Annotated in this window: 16 protein-coding genes; 7 read left to right on the top strand and 9 right to left on the bottom strand. The window is 34.7% G+C overall.

The genetic code is table 11. The annotated features are described in order from the left end of the window. Positions 1-13 precede the first annotated feature (13 nt). Positions 14-598 carry a TetR/AcrR family transcriptional regulator gene (locus ACTJJ9_RS08885; protein ID WP_440768606.1) on the bottom strand — a complete coding sequence of 195 codons (585 nt, stop codon included), beginning with the start codon at positions 596-598 and terminating at the stop codon, positions 14-16. 138 nt (positions 599-736) lie between these two features. Between ACTJJ9_RS08885 and ACTJJ9_RS08880 the strand changes: the two genes are divergently transcribed. The 3 genes from ACTJJ9_RS08880 to ACTJJ9_RS08870 all read left to right on the top strand — a co-directional run bounded on the left by ACTJJ9_RS08880 (position 737) and on the right by ACTJJ9_RS08870 (position 3,404). Then, positions 737-1,276 (top strand): hypothetical protein, encoded by a 540-nt coding sequence (locus tag ACTJJ9_RS08880; protein WP_412965084.1) that lies wholly within the window; start codon positions 737-739, stop codon positions 1,274-1,276. A 167-nt stretch (positions 1,277-1,443) separates the two neighbouring features. Continuing rightward, positions 1,444-2,304, top strand: coding sequence for a manganese catalase family protein (locus tag ACTJJ9_RS08875; RefSeq protein ID WP_440768605.1), 861 nt, complete (start codon positions 1,444-1,446; stop codon positions 2,302-2,304). 215 nt (positions 2,305-2,519) lie between these two features. Beyond that, the gene (locus tag ACTJJ9_RS08870) at positions 2,520-3,404 is read left to right on the top strand and encodes a M23 family metallopeptidase (RefSeq protein ID WP_440768604.1); all 885 of its coding nucleotides are present in this window, start codon (positions 2,520-2,522) and stop codon (positions 3,402-3,404) included. A 44-nt stretch (positions 3,405-3,448) separates the two neighbouring features. Here ACTJJ9_RS08870 and splB read toward each other — a convergent pair whose 3' ends face one another. Together splB and ACTJJ9_RS08860 are read right to left on the bottom strand one after the other, a co-directional pair. Then, on the bottom strand, positions 3,449-4,480 hold the full coding sequence (gene splB, locus ACTJJ9_RS08865) for a spore photoproduct lyase (RefSeq protein ID WP_095299059.1): 1,032 nt from the start codon (positions 4,478-4,480) through the stop codon (positions 3,449-3,451). Positions 4,481-4,494: 14 nt separating this feature from the next. After that, the gene (locus ACTJJ9_RS08860; RefSeq protein ID WP_095299061.1) at positions 4,495-4,740 is read right to left on the bottom strand and encodes a transcriptional regulator SplA domain-containing protein; all 246 of its coding nucleotides are present in this window, start codon (positions 4,738-4,740) and stop codon (positions 4,495-4,497) included. 131 nt (positions 4,741-4,871) lie between these two features. On the opposite strand from ACTJJ9_RS08860, the gene ACTJJ9_RS08855 reads away from it, so the two are divergent. The 3 genes from ACTJJ9_RS08855 (at position 4,872) to ACTJJ9_RS08845 (ending at position 6,805) form a co-directional block, all read left to right on the top strand. Further along, positions 4,872-5,513, top strand: coding sequence for a hypothetical protein (locus ACTJJ9_RS08855; RefSeq protein WP_440768603.1), 642 nt, complete (start codon positions 4,872-4,874; stop codon positions 5,511-5,513). A gap of 80 nt (positions 5,514-5,593) precedes the next feature. Continuing rightward, on the top strand, positions 5,594-5,959 hold the full coding sequence (locus tag ACTJJ9_RS08850) for a carboxymuconolactone decarboxylase family protein (RefSeq protein WP_095299162.1): 366 nt from the start codon (positions 5,594-5,596) through the stop codon (positions 5,957-5,959). A 222-nt stretch (positions 5,960-6,181) separates the two neighbouring features. Further along, positions 6,182-6,805, top strand: a complete 624-nt coding sequence (locus tag ACTJJ9_RS08845; RefSeq protein ID WP_249921920.1) for a nitroreductase family protein — start codon at positions 6,182-6,184, stop codon at positions 6,803-6,805. A 140-nt stretch (positions 6,806-6,945) separates the two neighbouring features. On the opposite strand, the gene ACTJJ9_RS08840 is transcribed toward ACTJJ9_RS08845, so the two are convergent. After that, positions 6,946-7,419, bottom strand: coding sequence for a MarR family transcriptional regulator (locus ACTJJ9_RS08840; protein WP_440768602.1), 474 nt, complete (start codon positions 7,417-7,419; stop codon positions 6,946-6,948). Between the two features lie 138 nt (positions 7,420-7,557). On the opposite strand from ACTJJ9_RS08840, the gene ACTJJ9_RS08835 reads away from it, so the two are divergent. Then, complete coding sequence (locus ACTJJ9_RS08835) at positions 7,558-9,087, top strand: MDR family MFS transporter (RefSeq protein ID WP_145580854.1); 1,530 nt, start codon at positions 7,558-7,560, stop codon at positions 9,085-9,087. A gap of 66 nt (positions 9,088-9,153) precedes the next feature. On the opposite strand, the gene ACTJJ9_RS08830 is transcribed toward ACTJJ9_RS08835, so the two are convergent. The 5 genes from ACTJJ9_RS08830 to ACTJJ9_RS08810 all read right to left on the bottom strand — a co-directional run bounded on the left by ACTJJ9_RS08830 (position 9,154) and on the right by ACTJJ9_RS08810 (position 16,309). Then, the gene (locus ACTJJ9_RS08830) at positions 9,154-9,582 is read right to left on the bottom strand and encodes an OsmC family protein (protein WP_440768601.1); all 429 of its coding nucleotides are present in this window, start codon (positions 9,580-9,582) and stop codon (positions 9,154-9,156) included. A gap of 74 nt (positions 9,583-9,656) precedes the next feature. After that, positions 9,657-11,633: a methyl-accepting chemotaxis protein gene (locus tag ACTJJ9_RS08825; protein WP_440768600.1), complete on the bottom strand. Its 1,977-nt coding sequence runs from the start codon at positions 11,631-11,633 to the stop codon at positions 9,657-9,659. A 405-nt stretch (positions 11,634-12,038) separates the two neighbouring features. Beyond that, positions 12,039-14,432, bottom strand: coding sequence for a bifunctional 2',3'-cyclic-nucleotide 2'-phosphodiesterase/3'-nucleotidase (locus ACTJJ9_RS08820; RefSeq protein ID WP_440768599.1), 2,394 nt, complete (start codon positions 14,430-14,432; stop codon positions 12,039-12,041). A gap of 190 nt (positions 14,433-14,622) precedes the next feature. Then, positions 14,623-15,324 carry an exonuclease domain-containing protein gene (locus ACTJJ9_RS08815; RefSeq protein WP_440768598.1) on the bottom strand — a complete coding sequence of 234 codons (702 nt, stop codon included), beginning with the start codon at positions 15,322-15,324 and terminating at the stop codon, positions 14,623-14,625. Continuing rightward, positions 15,314-16,309: a DUF294 nucleotidyltransferase-like domain-containing protein gene (locus ACTJJ9_RS08810; RefSeq protein WP_440768597.1), complete on the bottom strand. Its 996-nt coding sequence runs from the start codon at positions 16,307-16,309 to the stop codon at positions 15,314-15,316. Before ACTJJ9_RS08810 ends, ACTJJ9_RS08815 begins: the two co-directional genes overlap by 11 nt. Positions 16,310-16,374 lie beyond the last annotated feature (65 nt).

The following is a 16,374-nucleotide window of genomic DNA, read 5'->3' as shown; positions in this document are numbered from 1 at the left end:
AAGCATTTTTACTTTAAACCCAAATCGATTCTAAATGATACGTTAATACGCGGGTAATTTTCTCTTTGTTCAGTCGACCTGGTTCTAAAATTGCATGTAATGCTAGTCCATCAATTAGTGAATACAATCTCTCTGTTTCCATTTCCTTATCAAGACCATCCTTTAATAATCCATACTCGACCATATTTTCAACTAAAACTTTAATTCCTTCATAAACACCGTCATCATGGAGCTTTAATATTCCCTGTTTATGTCTAACATGTCCGATAAAAGCAAACCATACCTCCATTTCTGCTTTAGTCTCTTCATTAACAGGTAACAATTCCAGTAAAACGTTTAAAATGATTTCCTTTGGTGGTGAATCTTGAACAACAATCTTCTTAATTCTTTCTGTCGCTTGTTCTTTAACCAAATTCATCGCATAAACAAGCAGTTCATCCTGGGTAGCAAAATAGTGACGTAATGCACCTAATGATATATTGGCTTCCTTTGCTATATTTCTTACTGTAGCACCTTCAATTCCCTCGTTCAAAATAACTCTCCACGTTGCTTCAGCAATTTGCTTTCTTCTTTTTTCATGATCAACAATTTTTGGCATATATCCATTTTATCAATAGATGATTTCATATTCAATTAAATAATACAGTTGTATTAAAAAAACTTCCGTGATATGATGTTTTTAAATAATACAAGCGTATTAAAAAGGGAGTGTTCAAAATTGAGTTTTATTACATGGATGATCATTGGCTGTGAAATAGGATTTTGGATCGTCATTTTATTAGGTTTAATCGTAAGATATATTTTTAAACAGAAGAAGCTAGGTCTTATGCTATTAGCCCTAACACCTTTGATTGATTTGCTCCTATTAATTATTACAAGTATAGATCTTTATCAAGGCGCTGTAGCCTCAACTGTTCACGGCATCGCAGCCATTTACATCGGGGTATCTATCGTATTCGGTAAAAGTATGATTAAATGGGCTGATGAACGTTTTCAATATTATGTAATGAAGGAAGGAACAAAGCCTGAAAAACGTTATGGAATGGAATATGCCATTCACTATTTTAAAGGATGGTTAAAACATCTTCTATCCTATCTCATTGGCAATGGACTTATTTTTGCAATGATTTACTTTATTAATGACTCATCGCGAACTCAAGCTTTATTTAGCTTAATGATGATTTGGAGTGTTGTTTTAGTAATCGATTTGATTATTAGCGTATCCAATTTTATTTGGCCGAAAAAGGATGAAAAAAGGGTTGTAAAGCAATCTTAAATTTATTTGTTATGATCTTTCTAACATAAAATATGTTTTCTTATATTATTCAAATTTGAAATCTTCACATAATTAACCATTTTATTAAGGACATACACCCAAATATCTCCCTAAAATATACTGTACTGTAGCTAAGGGCTGACATTATTTTTATGAGGTGATTGTCTTTGTTTTATCATGTAAAAGAATTGCAATACCATGCAAAGCCTGAAAGACCCGATCCGCTTTTTGCGAAGAAATTACAAGAAGTACTTGGTGGGCAATTTGGAGAGATTTCCGTTGCTTTACAATACCTTTTCCAAGGATGGAGCGTACGAGGAAACGGAAAATATAAAGATTTATTAATGGATACAGGTGCAGAAGAGCTAGCTCATATTGAAATGCTAGCTACGATGATTGCACGATTATTAGATGGTGCACCGGTTGGAGATTTAGAGACAGCTGCAAAGGATCCGATAATTGGTGCAATATTAGGTGGAATGAATCCACAGCATGTAATTGTTTCAGGTTTAGGGGCAATGCCAGCTGATAGTGTTGGCAATCGATGGACAGCAGATTATATCATTGCAAGCGGAAATTTATTAGCAGATTTTAGAGCTAATTTAAATGCCGAATCACAGGGACGCCTGCAAGTTGTTCGTTTATACGAGGAAACAAATGATCGAGGCGTAAAAGATATGCTGTCATGGTTAATCGCTAGAGATACAATGCATCAAAACCAATGGATTGCCGCAATTAAAGAGCTTGAAGCAAAAGAGAATGTTGTTGTCCCAAGTACCTTCCCAAGGGAATTAGAAAAACAAGAAGTTTCATACACACTGTTTAATTTCTCTAAAGGTAACCAAAGTGCACAAGGTCGCTGGGCTCACGGACCAAGTATGGATGGACTCGGCCAATTTAATTATGTGGAAAATCCTGTACCTCTTGCGAAAAAACCAGTATTGCGTCCAGCACCTCCATATATCCATGATACTCCACCAGCAGTTCTTAAGGACACACATGGGCTTGTTCCCCCAAATATGAAATAATAAGAAACTAACATTGAAAAGTTTAATAATGACTGCTAAACAATTTTTATTGTTGCAGTCATTTTCTTTTTTGACAGCTATGGCCATATATTTTTAATCTGATATTAGAAACTATATCCTCATTCTAAAGCCTTACAAAAGAATCGGGATTGAGACCTTTTTACGCACCTCATTTCAAAGGTAATCTAAAAGAAATATTGAACATGAGGTGAAGAATGTTGAAAGGAAATATATTTCTTTTATTTGTTAGTCTGTTTCTATCTATCCTATGGTTGAATGTATTTTTTGTTAGAGGCGTCTTCGGTGTTTTAAGCTGGTGGCTTTTACTTGGTAGTAGTATTTTAGGTATCGTACTATTTCTCATTTCTATATTCTTGCTAGTTGTAAAATCACTGAAAGGGAAACTATCAATAATGATGATATATTCAGTCATTTTGTTTTTGATTATGTCTTTCCCTTCACTCTGGTTTATTAACATCGGACAATTTGCATACCCTGCTGATCTTGAGAAAACTTCTCCCTCTATCACAATTGAACATCCATTTAATCAAGCTGCAATAGTTGGCTGGGGCGGAGACTCTATTGAAACGAATCGTCCCCATGTTTTAGCACCTAATGAACGATGGGCTTATGACTTTATTATGGAACCACATTCAACAAAAAACACTAATTTAGAGGATTATGGAATTTTCAATGCGATGATTTACTCACCTGTTAAAGGGACAGTTATTGAAGTTTTTGATGATGAAAAAGATATTCCACCTGAAACAGAGGAAAATGAAACAATGATGGGTAACTATATTTTTATAAAAATTAGCGAAACAAAGACATTTTTAGTGCTTGCCCATATTAAACAAAATTCAATTTTAGTAAAAAAGGGACAAATAATCGAAATTGGAACTCCTTTAGCAAGAGTTGGAAATTCCGGTTCAACGAGTGAACCACATCTACATATTCACCACCAAAGACAAAATCCAACAGAAACTAGTATGTATACAACTGAAGGATTACCACTTTTTATTCATCACAGAGAAGGAACAAACATGCCAATTGGCGGGAATAATAAAGATATCATCTATCCGTTAGAACAGTACCATTAAGCCAGGAAGGAAAGGGGCTCCCTTTCCTTCTATCATTTCTTTCATCATGTAAAATACTCAAGCTTTGCATTTGGAAAGAATTTTTCCATATAAGAATATAAATGAGATTTTATATCCTCTTCTTCTTCCTTTTGATAAATATACTTTCCAATACCGTATTTCCCCCATTTATATCTTCTAGCTGATTCATCTAGTTCTAGCTTTGTCATCGGGTAGTTCTTCTCAATTACCCTCTTTGCTGGCTTTGTAAAGCGATGCTGGATAAATTCGAACGTTATATCCTTTTTTGCCTCCTCAGGTAACTCTGCATCCAATCTTTCAAACATATGATAATATCCATCTTCCCAGCCTTCATGTAGATAAATTGGAGCAACAATAAAACCTAGTGGATATCCGGCTCTTGCTACCTTTCCTGCTGCTTGTAAGCGATCAGCTAGTGAAGATGTACCTGGTTCAAAGTTTTTTATAACATAATCGGCATTGATACTAAATCTAAACCTAGTTTTCCCATTATGCTCAGCATCTAACAAATGATCGACATGATGAAACTTTGTGACAAATCGTAATTTTCCATATTCTGATTTCCCAAAATGCTCGATCGCTCTTTTTAAAGTATGTGTTAAATGATCAATCCCGACAATGTCTGATGTACACGCTGCTTCAAATCGCGTAAATTCAGGTGCACGCTCTTCCATATATTTATCTGCAGCATCTAAGATTTCATCCACGTTCACGTACGTACGAATATATGGCTTACTTCCCATTGTCGTTTGTAAATAGCAATAATGGCAATGCCCCATACACCCTGTCGCAAATGGAATAGCATATTCTGCAGATGGTTTAGAAGTATCAAATTTTAACGTTTTTCGAATCCCTACGACAAGTGTAGATTTGGCAACACGGTATTTTTGAAAATCATTATCCCCTGGTAAATTACGAATTTGATTATGTGATGTTGTATATTTTATTTCTAAATCCATTTTTTCAAATTTTTCCTTTAATTGCTGTCCTAATGGATATTCAAGCGCTTTCGGTTCAAAGTAAACAAGCTGTGGTACAAATGGTGGTCTACTCATTTTTTCGCATCCCTCTACATACTTTCAAAGTAATAGTCATAAGCTGCTTTTGCCTCTTCTTCACTTGAATATACAGCAATCTCATTTGTTAAAGGATAGTAAGTTTCGTATAGAAATATCGCTAGCTCATTAGGGTTTTCCGGGTTATTAACAACTGCTGCCTCTTGAATATTAGCGACATCTTGAGTATGAGGATTTCGATAAAAAACATAAACAATATCACCAGGACTGTAAGAAGTCATTTCATTATCAAAGTCCATTATTAAACACACCTTTTCAATTTAATACTTTCATTTTCCGTATTTCATCAAAGTTTTATGATTACATATTTGTGGAAAAACGTTAAAATATTGAAATGTCACAAAAAAAATATGGAAGAAAGGTGATTTGAATGAAAAAAGTCATTGAGTTCTTATTTGGTAAACGTCAAAATACAAGTACCTTTTTACGGATCATTTACAATGTTGCCGTTGCATTTTATTTTTTCTCATTATTACTTTTACTCTTACAAGCTTTCGATTCTGGAATGATCGCTCCTCTTTTAATTGGTGCATTTACTTTTCCAATCATGTTTAGATTGATTTATTATTTACTACTTGTTAGTAATCAAAAGGAACGAAATCGCTCGAAAAAAGTCCTCGTCATATTTAGTATAGGTATTGGTATAAGCGTGATAGTATCCGCTATTATTATGTTTGTCGCTTTAAATGGAGAAAATCTAGCTATAAATACAAATAAAGTTACTACAAATAATAAAGTAGAGCTTTCAATCGGAAAACTAAAAGGATCGTATGAAGTGACTTCTTTTGACATTACCTCTTCAGGTGTTATGACGATTCCTTACGAAGTTAATTGTAAAGAAGGAAGCCTCTCCATTATTGTGAAAAGTTCTACAAGCAACGAAGTAGTCTGGGAGGATACTGTAAACAACAAGAATAGTGGGACAATTGAATTTATAGGTGAAGAAGATACATATACAGTGTTCTTAAAAACAAAGGAAGCGAAAAATATAAATTTGAAGATTTCCTTATAGACTTTTTTGATTAATGATTCCGTCTTTAGCTCATACTAACCTTGGATTTTTAAAATCGATGTATTGGAGTGAGGATGGAAATGGAGTTTGAAGCAAGAAATTCAACAGAAGAAGCACTTCATCATTATAAAGCAGGTTTAGGAAACTTCACAAAAAAAATGCCAGAGCTTGCAAGTAAATTTAATGACTTTACAGAGGAATGTTTTAAAGAAGGAAGCTTATCAAAAAAGGAAAAACAACTAATCGCATTAGGAATTAGCCTTTATTCTCAAGATGAATATTGTATTATTTATCATACAAAGGGCTGTCTAGATGAAGGCTGCAGTGAAGAAGAAATTCTTGAAGCAATTGGTGTAACTGCTGCTTTTGGTGGTGGTGCAACGATGAGTCAGGCCGTAACACTTGTACAAGAATGCATTCAAGAACTAAATCAATTAAAGCAGTAGTGAATATATATGTAGTAAAAAGCTGTCTCCTTCCTAAATTGCCCTTTCTCGATCAATGTAGATAAGAGGAGGACAATGAATGTGACAGCTTTTTTCTCTACATTATGGAAAATTTAATAGTTATTGCATTTCCAAGTATCGAGTTAAAAACCTTTCCATGTACATACTAACTCTGTAGATTGTATCTACGTTTAGTTTTTATCGATGGGAGGAGAGATTTCATTGACTACTCAAACAATCAAGAAAAACCTTACTGTAAAGGAAGCAATTGAATCTAGACATAGTATTCGAAAGTTTGAGCAAGAAACCATTACAAAAGAAGAGCTAACTGAAATATTTGAGTTAGTCCGATTAACACCAAGTGCATGGAACCTTCAGCCATGGAGATTTCACGTAATAACTGATAATCAGCTAAAGGAAAAGCTACAAGAGGCTGCTTATGGTCAAAAACAGGTCACCTCTGCCCCAGCAGTTGTCTTAGTTGTCAGTGATATGGAAGATGTTATTGCCCATTTATCCGAAACAGTACATCCCGGTTTATCACCTGAACGTCAACAAGAAGAAGTTGCGAATTTATCTTCCTTCTTTAGTGGGATGAGTGTTGAGGAACGAGGTCAATGGGGACTTACTCAAACTAATATTGCATTAGGGTTCTTACTAACAGCCATTCAAGGGCTCGGCTTTGCAAGTGTACCAATGCTAGGGTTTGATCACGAAAAAGTCAAGGAATTGCTCTCACTTCCTGAACATATTAAATTTGCAGCAATGGTGCCATTTGGTCGTCAAGCCTCAGAAGGATATGAGCACCATCGCTTCCCACTTGATAAAATTGTAAAATATCATTAAAAGAGCGAAAATCTATTGTGGAGGATTTTAACAATCCTCCTTTTCCTTTGTCGATTCCATATAAACAATCATTGTTAAACAGTAATATACTTAAATGGTAATCTTCATCCAGTACCTTCTTCATCGTTCATAGCTATAAGTTATGAATTTTTCCTGATTAATTTCCCTTCAGTTTCAACAATTTGGGCAATATCTGAAATAAATTGAGTAATAAGTTCTAACTCATCCTCGTTATATTTTTCACAATAGTTTTTAGTAGACTCTGATAAGGAAGAATAATAAAGCTGTAAGTTATTTACCTTTTCCTCCAATAAGTTTATCATTACTTTTCGCCGGTCTTGTATGTTTCTTTTCCTTATAATAAACTCTGCCTTTTCTAAACGATCTAAAATTGCTGTTATTGAACTTGTACTATTCCCGGTAATAGTTGCTAACTCCCCCGCGGTTATTGGTCCCGTTTCCGCTAAAATATCGATTGTTTTTAAATCTGTTTGAATCAATCCTAATGTATGTGTAATATTTTGTTGAAATAAAACGCTTCTAATACTAAGTTTTCTAAGCTGTTGTGTTACCGCTTCAATCTGTAACCTTTTTCTACTATTTAAGCTTGACATAGGCTTTATCCCTCCCATAAACTTAAAATTATCTCGATTATCGAGACAATTTTAAAAGTTTGTTTTCATTTTACTTTTAAACATATCATCGTGCAAAGTGAGAGGGCAATTTTCTCTTACCGAAAGGAGAAAGCACAGATGGAGCAAAATAAACACCAAAAATTTATTGTTGCTGGTCTATTATTAGCAATATTAATGTCAGCAATGGATAATACAATCGTTGCTACTGCAATGGGTACGATCGTTTCAGATCTTGGAGGTTTTGACAAATTCGTTTGGGTTACATCCGCCTATATGGTAGCAACAATGGCAGGTATGCCGATTTTCGGTAAACTTTCAGATATGTATGGTCGAAAAAGATTTTTCCTTTTCGGATTAATCATTTTCTTAATTGGCTCAGCACTTTGTGGCCTTGCGCAAAGCATTGTTCAATTAAGTATTTTTCGTGCTATTCAAGGGATTGGTGGAGGAGCACTAATGCCCATTGCCTTTACAATCATTTTTGATATTTTCCCTCCTGAAAAACGAGGAAAAATGACCGGATTATTGGGAGCTGTCTTTGGAGCTTCAAGCGTGTTAGGACCCTTGCTTGGGGCATATATTACAGAATACATAAGCTGGCACTGGATATTTTATGTAAATGTCCCACTTGGAATAATTTCGTTATTTTTTATCGTTCGGTATTACAAAGAATCACCTCAACATATAAAACAAAAAATTGATTGGGGGGGTGCTGCAACACTTGTAATTGCCATCATCAGCCTTATGTTTGCACTTGAATTAGGCGGAGAACAATTCGCATGGAATTCACCGCAAATCATTAGCTTATTTAGTATATTTGGAATCTTTATTATTGTGTTTTTCATTCTCGAACGGTTTGCAGCTGATCCGATCATTCCATTTTGGTTATTTAAAAAACGTTTATTCGCAACATCACAAATTCTTGCCTTCCTATACGGTGGTACATTTATTATATTGACTGTATTTATCCCGATTTTTGTTCAAGCAGTTTATGGAGGTTCAGCAACAAATGCAGGATTTATTTTAACTCCAATGATGTTAGGTTCTGTTTTAGGTAGTGCAATTGGGGGGATTTTCCAAACAAAAACGAGTTTCAGAAATTTAATGATTATTTCTGTCATATCTTATTTTTTAGGTATGTATTTACTCGGTACTTTAACACCTGAAACGAGTCGTACACTGTTAACAGTCTATATGATTATCGTTGGGTTTGGAATGGGCTTCTCATTCTCGCTATTGCCAACAGCCTCAATTCATAATTTGGAGCAGAGATACCGTGGAACTGCAAACTCAACGAATTCATTTCTCCGTTCCTTAGGAATGACCTTAGGTGTAACGATTTATGGCGTCATCCAAAATAATGGTTTTACTGAAAAATTAAAATATGAGTTTGACAACATTGGGGATAATAATGCTCAAGCGATGGCTCAACTCAATGATCCCCAGCAGCTCTTTCAATCTGGTGCACGTGAAAATATACCTGATGAAATTCTCGACAAAATTGTAAATGCAATGTCAGAGTCGATTACGAACACTTTTATGCTAGCCCTAATTCCAATTGCGATAGCTGCAATCTTGGTTTTAATGATGGGGAATGCACGGGTTGAAGTAAAGACAGAGCTTCCTAAGAAAACGAGCGATGACTAAATTGCAATCTATAAAGTTCATATAACAGAAAAAGCTTGAGAATTCTCAAGCTTTTTCTGTGTATTATTATTCATCAAGAACCTTTTTTTCTTCACTATTAATTGAGTAGCTTGCTGTTATCGTAGCACTTAATGAATGTGAGACCGAACAATATTTATCTTTTGAAAGCTTTATCGCTCGTACAACTTTTTCTTCTGGCAAGTCCCCTTCAAAAGAATAATGAATATTTACGTTTGTAAATTTTTTTGGATGTTCCTCTGCACGTGCCCCTTCTACATCAATATGAAAAGAAAGAGGCTTTAACCGCATTTTATGCAATATTGAAATAATATCTATACCTGTACAACCTGCAACTGCATTTAATAATAGCTCTGTAGGTCTTGGACCACTATTTTGTCCACCAACCTCAACACTTGCGTCCATCTTAATTTGGTGTCCTGTTGGTGTAGTACTTGAAAATCCCATATCCCCTGTCCAGTCAATTGTTAACTTCATCTTTTCATTACCACCCTTATTAAAAAATACTCTATATGTTAATATTCCCCCATCTCTACCCATTATGACAAGTCTTAAACATTGAATTTTTCAATTAATGATTGTAATTCTTCTGCCATCACGGTTAAGGACTTAGCAGCATCAGTGATTTCTTCCATTGAAGCTAACTGTTGTTCAGTCGTAGCAGCAACCTCCTCTGAAGTTGCTAAGCTTTCATTTGCGATTATATTTAATTCATTAGCTGATGAGCTAACCTCTTGAATAGCAGCAGTTATCTGTTGAACCGTTGCTGATACTTCCTCCACTTTAGGTGTCATTTGAGCCATACGATTCATGATCTGTTCAAATTTTTCTGCAGTTTCTGTAGATATTTGCAAACCTTCTGCTGCATTTTTTGAAACCTCTTCCATTGTTACCACTGATTTTTCTGTATCTTGTTGCATTGTTCTTATTAACGTATCGATTTGATTTGCAGACTCTCTTGATTGCTCAGCTAATTTTCTCACTTCATCTGCTACAACAGCAAAGCCTCTTCCATTCTCTCCTGCTCTAGCGGCTTCAATTGCTGCGTTTAATGCTAGCAAATTCGTTTGCTCGGCGATATCCGTTATTGCTTCAATAATTCTACCTATTTCATCTGAACGTGTAGATAATGATTGAATCACTTTATTTGATTCAGTTACAGATTGATTAATCGAAATCATTTGTTCAAGATTATGTTGGATATAACTTTGTCCACTTTTCGCTTCATTAACAGTATCATGAGCAATATCAGCTACTTGAGTTGAACTATTTGCAATGTGAATCATTCCATTCATTACTTCATCTAACGATTTTGCATTAGTAGCAATTTTATTAGTTTGATCGTCTGCTCCATTCGCAACCTGTTGTATCGCTTCTGTCACCTGCTTCGTCCCTTCTACAGTTAAATGACTATTTGCAATTAATTCTTCCGAAGAAGCACTGACTCGTTCTGAAGCTGAACGTAAATTTAATACAACCGCTCTTAAATGATCGACCATTTGCTTAAAGCTCTTAGATAGCTGGCCTAATTCATCATTCGAGCTAGTATTAATCTCTACCGTTAAATCCCCTTGGCTAATTCTATTTGTTGATGTAACAAGTGTTCGAATCGGCTTAAGAATTGATTGGATAATAAAGAAAATGATAATTGCCCCGATAATTAATGATGAAATAATTACGATCCATGTTTTTATAAAGATTTCCTTCATTTCATTTTGAATTTCATTGGCATACATTGTTCCAGCAATTTTCCACCCTGTTAATTCATTTGTAGTATATTCCATCATTTTACTTTCACCATCGAATATATATGTAAAGTTACCCTCTTCACGTTGAAAAAGATTATTGACCCAATCACCTTTCACTTTTTTCCCTTGCTCCTCAGGGTGGATTAAATATGTTTTTGTGTTATCAATAACTGTAATATACCCTTTCTTCCCTACTTTTGCTTTATTAGCTAAATTACTAAGAGAAGCAATATCTACATCAATCGCGATTACCCCAGAGAAATCATCCAAAGTTTTAGCAAACGTGACTGACGTTTCGTTTGTACTTGCATCAATATATGGTTTAGTTAGGACAACTTCCCCTTTATTCTCCATCGCAAGCTTATACCATTCTCGTTCTCTAGGGTCAAAATCTTTAGGTAATTGTGCTGTTGGTGAGAGAATTGTTTCACCAGTGTCTGTACCAATATAAATCGCCTGAACTGTTGGTTTTGTGCTTATATATTGATTAAATCTTTGTTTAATATCTTTAATAGCTTCTTCTGTTAAGGTGGTATTTGCTTTCTTGGCAGTTCGCGCAAAATAATCTACATCCTCTTTTAAAGGCTGTAGCTGTGATTCTAAGGACGTGTTAATAAGCTGGACACTTTCAAATGCAGTCTGATCCATACTTTCTTGAACTTTCGCTTTTGCAATTTGATAGGAAATTCCTCCTATAAGCAAACTCGGAACTAACAATATGCAAGCAAATGCGATAATTAATTTTGCTCGAATTGTCATCTTTATCTTTAATCTTTTCATACTTATTTTAACTTCCCTTCTATAAATCGATTTATCTTTTCGAGATAAAATACCTATTATTTTTATTTCTTAATCAGTGAAAGCTTATATTGAAATCCAAATGAATCTTCAATACATGAATCTAAGTCTTTTATACTTTCAACTCAAAATTATAGTTATTTTCTAACTATTCTACTAATTTCGAATCATCTTAAAGTAGTAATATATTACTACTTTCTTTCTCTTTTGAAAATGCATATTTATATATTCGAAAAATTCAATTATGTATACGGTTAAATTCCACTCGGTAAATATATATAATAGCACTTATCATTCCGTTACAAGAATCTACATTACATAAAAAAGGCCTGTCCCTAAAATGATCGGGACAAGGCCTTTAAAAAGTCTTTTATTCGTTAGATTCCTTTATGATTGAAATTGTTTTTGTTTTCTTCTTATCAAGAAAAGTGTGATAGCGCCACTAGCTAATAAAATGATCCCAATTGCAACGTAATTATAAGTATTTGTTGCAGTCGATGGCAATAGATTTCCAAATCCATTTCCATTGTTTGTATTAGGACTATTACCTTTTGTATTTCCGTTATCACTATTATTTATTGGATATTCTACATTTGATTTTTGATCATTACCATCACTAGGTTTTACACCATTTGGATTTTCATTTGAGCCATCTCCTGGCTTTTCGCCATTTGGATTTTCATTTGTTCCATCTCCTGGCTTTTCACCATCTGGATTTTCATTTGAGCCGTCTCCTGGCTTTTCATTTGAGCCATCTCCTGGCTTTTCACCATCTGGATTTTCATTTGAGCCATCACCAGCAGTACTTAAATCAAGTGAATATTTGCTAAATCCTGATTCTAATGTTTCTATGAACTTTATATTATCTGATTCATCTGCAAATGCTTTTGCCGATGGAGATGATTCAAAAGTTACATAAACCTCATTTAAAATAGGTGCTATTGACCAGTTATTATCTGCTGATGGATTAACTTGTCCTTTTTCAATAATATAGTTCATAACAGCTTGACGATTCTCATCCGGATACTGAGCAATAATTTTTGAGCTTAGGTTGCCTGGAAAATTCCCACCACCTGAAGCACGATAATTATTTGTAACAACTAAAAACTCCTGTTCTAAATCAATCGGTTTCCCATCATACATTAAATTTTTAATACGAGCTGATTCAGGATTAATCATGTTACCGCTAGTATCATATTTTGCAGGCTTTGTCACATCAATTTGGTACGTAACCCCGTCTATTACATCATAATTGAATGTTGGAAAATCATTATTAATTAAACTTTGTTCCTCATTAACGTTAGGGTCAATTTGATTAAATTGTCCAGCAGACATCTCTAACCATTCCTTCACATCTGCTCCTGTAACTTTTACTATTTGCACCGTATTGTCATATAAGTACAAATCACCTACATTTTTAATTGCTAAATCACCAGCAGGAATATTTGTATAATATTCAGCACCGTTTCTTCCTCCTGCTTTAAAAGGAGCACCTACAGAAAGCAATGGCATTCCCTCATATTCAGTTCCTATTAATTTTTCCTCAGCATACCATTTTTGTGCGTCTGTCACGATTTGTATTGAAGGATCATCCTGAACTAGTGCGAAAAAACTATTAATAGGTGCAGTTGTTGAGCCAACACTTTGTCTCACATAGTCTAAAGTAGCTTCATGATCCGCTTTCACTGCTTCAACCATTTCTTTATTAGGTTCGGTTACAGTTGAAATTGACTCAGCTGTTGAAATTGAATCAATAACTTCCCAATCTTCTTCACCATTTGCACTGTTAGTTAGTTGTAACTTTAAATCAATGATTCCTAAGTGACTACCCCAGTTTTTAGGCATAACTACAGGGACTCCATTAACAGTTCCTTTAACGTTATCAATTGCATCAACGCCATTAAATCTTGCATCTCCAGGAAACAGATTGTGCTGATGTCCAGAAACGATTGCATCTATATCAGGGACTTTTTTAGTTAAATCAAAGACTGCATTTTCAGATCCTGTAACACCTTCACTAGTGTCAACTCCAGTGTGTGCAATAACAACAATTAAATCTGCTCCTTTTTCCTTCATTTCAGGAATAACTTTTTTAGCAGATTCAACAATATCCTTCGTGACAACTTTGCCTTCCAAATGCTTCTTATCCCACACATTGATTTGTGGTGGTACAAACCCAGTAAATCCAACATTTACCTTATGCACATTACCGTTGGAATCCACGAATTCCTTTTCAACAATTTCATATGGGTTAAAATAATAATCATCTTGGTTGCTAGCATGAAAAACATTGGCGTTAACAATTGGATAATTGGCATCATCCATTGTCTCATCTAAAAACTCTAATCCATAATTAAACTCATGATTTCCAAGAGTAGCTGCATCATAATTAAGCAGATTCATCGCTTTAATAATTGGATGAACCTCACCTTCCTCTAACCCTTGCCTAAACACGTATTCACCTAATGGATTCCCTTGAATTAAATCACCGTTATCAACAAGAATTGTATTTTGTTTCTCAGCCTGACGTTGCTTTAGTAAAGCAGAAGTACGTACTAAACCAAAACTTGTACTTGGTTTATCACCATAATAGTCATAATCCATAATATGTGCGTGAATATCTGTTGTCTCTAATAGTCTAATATCCATAGTGACAGGTTGCTCTTCAGCAAAAACAGTGCTTGTCTTTGGTGTGAATGTGAACATACTAACAATTAAACTTGTAGCGATTGTTCCATATAGAAGCTTGCGTTTTTTTGCATGATTATCTTTTCTCCTCACCTTGTTTCCACCTTCCGTCTTCATCTAATATCCTACATATAAATTATACAAAGCCAATGTAAAGGTTTTTGTAAAATTATGTAGTTTTTATGTAAATAGATCGGGAAATATCAGGAATTTTAGATGATGATTGCAAAAAAAGAGGTAACGTTTAAGATGGACAATCTCCAAATCGTTACCTCTTTTAAATTTATTTTATAGTTAATTGTTCATAGAGATCCTTTAACGTTGTGCATCCCATTTGTGTAAGCTTATTTACATAAATGCTCCATAGCATTGCAGTAAGTTTCGCATCATATAATGCATGATGGCGACCAAATGGTAAAATACCATTATGTTCACAGCATTCCTCAAGTGTAATTAGCTTTACATCAGGCTCGGCAATTTTGTACAGAAACGACATATCAACTAATCGATGCTTAAATGGAGCTCGATAAAGTTTCCATGAAGCATGCTGGAGAAACACTTTCTCATGATTCGCATGATGAGCAACTAAAGTATAGTCCTTTGCAAATTGAAAAAACTGAAATAAAACCTCAGACAATGAAGGTGCCTCTTGTAATTGTTCATCTTTTAAACCTGTTAACTGTTTAATATCATCAGATAATTTTTTTTCAGATTTTATAAGAGAATAAAAGGTTTCCCCCTCTTTTACTTCATCCCCTTTTACTTTTACTGCACCAATTGAAATAATCTGGTCTCCCTGATCGGGGTAAAAACCAGTTGTCTCAATATCAAATACAATTACATTTAATTCGGTAAGTGGGATATGAAGGGTCTCCTCAACTCTCATTTCACGCTGTAACTGCCTTAAATAAGCAACATGCTGATTGCTCTGTGCCCCAGCTCTACCAGGAAAACCCTTCATAAAAAAAAATGGATCAAAAGTCATGATAAACACCTTTTTCTATTATTGCTTGGGCTAATTGATGAACCTTTTTTCCACCCTTTAATATGGTCTTAATTTCTCTTTTTTCATATTTTGTTAAATTTTTCACTGATAAATAATGAACGTCCTCATATGATTCCGCAGAAGAAAACATCGATAACCTATATGAAAGTAGCTTTTTGAAATTTTCTTTAACTTCAGCAAGTAATAAACGATATTCCTCCTTCTTACTTAACTCATCGATTCGTGATATTGTACTCGTTTCGACGATTCCTTCCTTGATCGCTAATAATCTTATTGCATTGACATATGGTAAAAATGCAGTTCTTTTTAAATCGATACACCCTTCATATTTCCCGCTGGATTGTACGAACAATTGTCCAAGCGGCCCAACTGCATGTTTAAAAAATTGAATATTATCTAAAAAACGTTGTAGCAGTTGGTTGTCATGTTCATGATAATGAAAGATCATTTTTTTTAGCTCTATTGGTAACATTTGATTTCCAATGAGCGTCCGGGAATCGTAAAAGATTTGTAAATACCGGATAGATTCCCAGCTTTTATCCAACATCCATTGGGCTAACTGCTCCTTCCACCCTTCCACTGATTTACACCACATTGGATTTGAGCTCATTATCTTTCCATCACAAAACGGATAACCAAGTTGCTCGAGACCTTTTGAAATTTCAGCTCCGAGTTTTTGAAAGTAATTTTTTGCCTCTTTTGTATCATCGTAAAATACAATTCCATGATCTTGATCACTATATAAGCCCTGCTCCTTGCGTCCCCCACTGCCTGTTATAAACCAAGAAAACGAACAAGGGGGTGAACCAAATGATTTTTCAAATTGTGTTATCGCAATTTTCCATGCTGCCTTCATCACTTCATCATGGAATTGATTTAATGCAGTTGTATCATGAATTTCAGCTAAAATATGGATATCCTTCCACTTTTTTAATGAATGATATGAATCAATTTCATTCAACATGAGAGACACTCCCTCACTTAAAATAAGGAAAGGTGGAGCAGCCTTAGTGCATACTCCACTTTTCA

It is taken from the genome of Metabacillus sp. 22489, assembly GCF_052044855.1.
Taxonomy (GTDB): Bacteria; Bacillota; Bacilli; order Bacillales; family Bacillaceae; genus Metabacillus; species Metabacillus niabensis.
This window is presented reverse-complemented; position numbering and strand designations above follow the sequence as displayed.

Bases quoted from the DNA above. Each gene is read 5' to 3' on its own strand.
- splB (WP_095299059.1), bottom strand. From the start codon at position 4,480: ATGAGTAGACCACCATTTGTACCACAGCTTGTTTACTTTGAACCGAAA.
- ACTJJ9_RS08850 (WP_095299162.1), top strand. From the start codon at position 5,594: ATGGAGTTTGAAGCAAGAAATTCAACAGAAGAAGCACTTCATCATTAT.
- ACTJJ9_RS08860 (WP_095299061.1), bottom strand. From the start codon at position 4,740: ATGGACTTTGATAATGAAATGACTTCTTACAGTCCTGGTGATATTGTT.
- ACTJJ9_RS08810 (WP_440768597.1), bottom strand. From the start codon at position 16,309: ATGTTGAATGAAATTGATTCATATCATTCATTAAAAAAGTGGAAGGAT.
- ACTJJ9_RS08830 (WP_440768601.1), bottom strand. From the start codon at position 9,582: ATGAAGTTAACAATTGACTGGACAGGGGATATGGGATTTTCAAGTACT.
- ACTJJ9_RS08815 (WP_440768598.1), bottom strand. From the start codon at position 15,324: ATGACTTTTGATCCATTTTTTTTTATGAAGGGTTTTCCTGGTAGAGCT.
- ACTJJ9_RS08835 (WP_145580854.1), top strand. From the start codon at position 7,558: ATGGAGCAAAATAAACACCAAAAATTTATTGTTGCTGGTCTATTATTA.
- ACTJJ9_RS08885 (WP_440768606.1), bottom strand. From the start codon at position 598: ATGCCAAAAATTGTTGATCATGAAAAAAGAAGAAAGCAAATTGCTGAA.
- ACTJJ9_RS08825 (WP_440768600.1), bottom strand. From the start codon at position 11,633: ATGAAAAGATTAAAGATAAAGATGACAATTCGAGCAAAATTAATTATC.
- ACTJJ9_RS08840 (WP_440768602.1), bottom strand. From the start codon at position 7,419: ATGTCAAGCTTAAATAGTAGAAAAAGGTTACAGATTGAAGCGGTAACA.
- ACTJJ9_RS08880 (WP_412965084.1), top strand. From the start codon at position 737: ATGATCATTGGCTGTGAAATAGGATTTTGGATCGTCATTTTATTAGGT.
- ACTJJ9_RS08870 (WP_440768604.1), top strand. From the start codon at position 2,520: ATGTTGAAAGGAAATATATTTCTTTTATTTGTTAGTCTGTTTCTATCT.
- ACTJJ9_RS08855 (WP_440768603.1), top strand. From the start codon at position 4,872: ATGAAAAAAGTCATTGAGTTCTTATTTGGTAAACGTCAAAATACAAGT.